This is a genomic window from Hyalangium sp. (assembly GCF_035629615.1).
In the GTDB taxonomy this organism is placed as follows: Bacteria; Myxococcota; Myxococcia; order Myxococcales; family Myxococcaceae; genus Hyalangium.
On record NZ_DASPHO010000437.1, the window covers coordinates 1 to 3431 of the forward strand.

A 3431-nucleotide genomic window follows, 5' to 3' on the forward strand; every position below is an offset into this window, starting at 1 on the left:
TGGGGGCTGCGTTGGCGGCCAGCGGCAGTTGCATCAGTCCGCAGGTCTAGGACCAGGTCCAGGATGCGCGAGCACACTGGACTGCTTGTGCAAGAACGGATCGAAGGTAGCCTGCGAGCAGTTGGAGATCTCGTCCAAAGCCGCCAGGGCGCCCAAGCCCAAGAAGCCTGGTTCTCCGAAGCCTGGCCCTGAGCCTGTCCTGCCGCCTCCTACAGGAGATGAGCCAGACAAGCCGGACGAGGATGCCAAGGATCGTTGCTCGGCTCATTACTCTCAATGTGTAGAGGCTGGTGGCCTGAACCTGCCTGGGCATGCTTTGGGCTATAGCCGCTGCTCCTCTTGCCTTGGATACTGCACTTCCAATGGCTTCTGGCCTCAGGCGATCTACACGTGGAACGGAGTGAGGCTCCCATGCCCCGGCATCTGACGCGAGAAGAGGAAGACCGGTTCATGGCGTGGGCACGAGAGCGGGATCGCCTCATTGTTGCGCTCCAGAAGGCATCCATCCCGGAGAAGATCCAAGCGTACAAGCAACTTGAAGGGCGAATTCTCAAGGAGACGCGTACTGCTTACGAGCAGCAGGAAATGCGGAGGCGCATCACCGAGGACCTGCTCATGGCGACGATGGCAGGTCCCTGGAGAGGGTTCTCTCCGTATCTACGACGAATGGAACGGCTCGGCTACTCCTCGATGGATTGCCGATTGTTGGTCTGTTCCTGGGCGGCTCAGGCCGCCAAGGGATCTCCAGCGGGTATGCGCAAGACCGCTGCGCTCATCGCTGATTTCGAACGGCGGACCCGTGGCCAGAGATTGCGGCCGGGACTACGAGAGCAGAACGACGTTATCCTGGCTCGGGCCCGGAAATTCGTCGGCCTTGATTCTGGGGAGGGCACCACAGAGGAGCGCAACACCCGGAAGAAGACCGCTGTGAGCAAGCGCCGCTCAAGCGAATAGCCGTTGGGATACGGCCCTGACTGCACTTCCAGGAACGGCACGCTACCACTCACAGGAGGCTGCGCCACCGCTCAGAGATTCACGAACCCGGCCTTTGGGGGCCCGACCTTGAACCTGTGAGGCCCTCCAGCGCGGGCACGCGCCAGCGTTCCCTTGGCCTATCTCGCCCTTGGCCCTTCGGCTACCCTCCCACTCCTGGTAGGTGAGGCATTCATGGATGCCAAGATGTTGGAGGCGCGGGCCCGCAAGCAGGGCTCGCCTGTCATCGACGGGGACACCGCCACCTTCGTGTGGCGCGGGCGCAGGCCCGTCTTCGTCGCGGGGGACTTCCAGGACTGGGCCGGACCGCCTCTCCCACTGGAGCAGGTGTCCCCTGGACTCTGGGCCCGCTCGCTCACGCTCCCTCATGACGCCTATGTCGAATATGTGCTCCTGGACGCCCGTGGCCGCCGGGTGAAAGACGCGCTCAACCGCCACCCCACCGACAACGGGACCGGGAAGCTCAATCACTCCTTCTCCATGCCCGAGCACAGCCCCACGCCTCTGGCGCGTCGGTCGCGCGACAAGCTCCTCCGCGGCCGGCTCACCCGCCACCTCGTGGAGACCTCCGAGCTGGCCGTGGGCACCACGCGCGAGCTCTTCCTCTATGAGCCCCCCGTCGTAGGCCCCTACCCCCTCATGGTGGTGCTCGACGGGACCGACTACATGCGCCGCGCAAGTCTGCCCACGCTGATGGACAACCTCATCCGCGAGCAGCGCATCCGCCCCGTGGCCCTGGCCATGGTGGCCAACGGCGGCCGGGCTCGCACCGTGGAGTACGCCTGCAGCGAGGCCACGCTGGGCTTCCTCCTGAACAAGGTGCTGCCCCTGGCCAAGGAGAAGCTCCGGCTCGTGGACGAGCGGCGCAAGCCCGGCATCCACGGAGTGCTCGGCGCCTCCCTGGGAGGACTGATGGCCCTCTACCTGGGCTTGCGCGTCCCCCATGTCTTCGGGCGGGTGCTCAGCCAGTCCGGAGCCTTTGCCGTCCCAGGACATGACGACTTCGTCGTGTTCGAGCTGGCCCGGGCCGCTCGGCGCCGCCGGCTCTCCGTCTGGATGGACTGTGGCATCTTCGAGCGCCTCACCGAGGGCAACCGGCGGATGCTCCCCGTCCTGAAGCAAGCCAGGCACCGCGTGCACTACCGGGAGTATCCTGCCGGGCACAACTACCCCGCCTGGCGGGACGATGTGTGGCGGGGCCTCGAGTGGCTCTACCCCTCCCCGTAGGACTCACGCCTCTCAGCGGCCAGTACACCTCACCAGCTCCCGCTGGCGCCTCCACCCGAAGAGCGTCCTCCCCCGTGAGCACCGCGGTGCGAGTGCGAGTGCCCCCGCGGCGAGGTCTCGCGCGTGGAGGTACCGACATGCCCACAGCGCCGGCACCGCACCACCACCTCCACCAACCCCTCGTGGTGATCGCCGACCTCGACGAGTGTGGTCGTGGACACCTTCACGTTCCGGGCACCACAGCGCTCACAGGCCACCCCACGGCGGCGCAGCAGGTTCCCGATGATGAGCAGCAGCATGAAGCCGCCCACCACAGCCCAGGCCCAGGGAGCCACCGGGCTCTGCGAAGACGTGCGCGAGGCACCCGCGCCCTGAGTGGAGGACGCAGGAGAAGACTCGGAGGACGGAAGCTGCTCCCCGGCAACGGGCGTCGAGGAGGGAGCGTCCTCTCCCGCAGAGGAGCTCGACGTGCTGAGCTCCACGTACATGCCCTCGTCGTCCAGGAACTCCTTCCGGGGCTCCCGGGCAGGCGGAGAGGCACCCTTCTTGGAGAGGGGTTTCCGAGCGTCCTTGGCCACGGGCTTCGAGGGTGCCGATAAAGCCAGCCGCTCGTGGAGCACCGTGCCTTGTGCCAGGCCCTGGTTGAGCGGCGCACTCTCCAGGAGCTCCTGCAGCCCTCGGGCTCCCTCGAGCACCGCGACATCCAGAGCTCCCTCCCTGAGGGCAGGGACGATGCGCTCCCGCATCAGCTCCTTGCTGCGCGCCACATCCTCGGGCGTGTCCACGCCCTCCCCCAGGATGATCTCCGCCTTGCGATCCCGCAGCGCGATGAAGAGGAGCACCCCGTCATGGCGCCCGCCGTGACCGATGCCCCACCGGTTGAACAGCTCCGTGGCAAACGTCCGAGGTGCACGCCCCTCGGTGGTGAACACCACCACCACCACCAGCTGCCCCAGCCCGCTCCGCTTCACCTCCGAGCCCAGCCCGTCCAGCTCGGCCAGGGTCTCGTCCGCGAGCGTCCCCGTCCCATCCACCACCCACGTGCTCCGCGAGGGCCGGGTGAGGGACTGGACTGTCTCGGCCCACGCCCCGGCCCCCCACCCACAAAGCAGGAGCCCCAAGGTCACCCGCAGCCGAAGCACCCAGGCCCGGAGCCCCAACATGTGTGTCGCGGTGAGCACGGAGGCCTCCATGCTACAGGAGCGCAGCCT

3 protein-coding genes are annotated in these 3431 nt (G+C 67.0%); 2 read left to right on the forward strand and 1 reads right to left on the reverse strand.

The window, feature by feature from the left end; translation table 11 throughout:
* The first annotated feature begins 411 nt into the window (after positions 1–411).
* Both VD972_RS22385 and VD972_RS22390 read left to right on the forward strand, forming a co-directional pair.
* Positions 412–954, forward strand: coding sequence for a hypothetical protein (locus VD972_RS22385; protein WP_324990194.1), 543 nt, complete (start codon positions 412–414; stop codon positions 952–954).
* A 213-nt stretch (positions 955–1167) separates the two neighbouring features.
* A complete protein-coding gene (locus VD972_RS22390; protein WP_324990196.1) occupies positions 1168–2220 on the forward strand; it encodes an alpha/beta hydrolase-fold protein in 1053 nt (350 codons plus the stop codon).
* 29 nt (positions 2221–2249) lie between these two features.
* Here the strand turns inward: VD972_RS22390 and VD972_RS22395 are convergent.
* Positions 2250–3431 (reverse strand): TPM domain-containing protein (locus tag VD972_RS22395; protein ID WP_324990198.1); only part of this gene is annotated, 1182 nt, incomplete at its 5' end.

Excerpts from the sequence above, each read along its gene's own strand:
- VD972_RS22385 (WP_324990194.1), top strand. The coding sequence starts at position 412 with ATGCCCCGGCATCTGACGCGAGAAGAGGAAGACCGGTTCATGGCGTGG.
- VD972_RS22390 (WP_324990196.1), top strand. The coding sequence starts at position 1,168 with ATGGATGCCAAGATGTTGGAGGCGCGGGCCCGCAAGCAGGGCTCGCCT.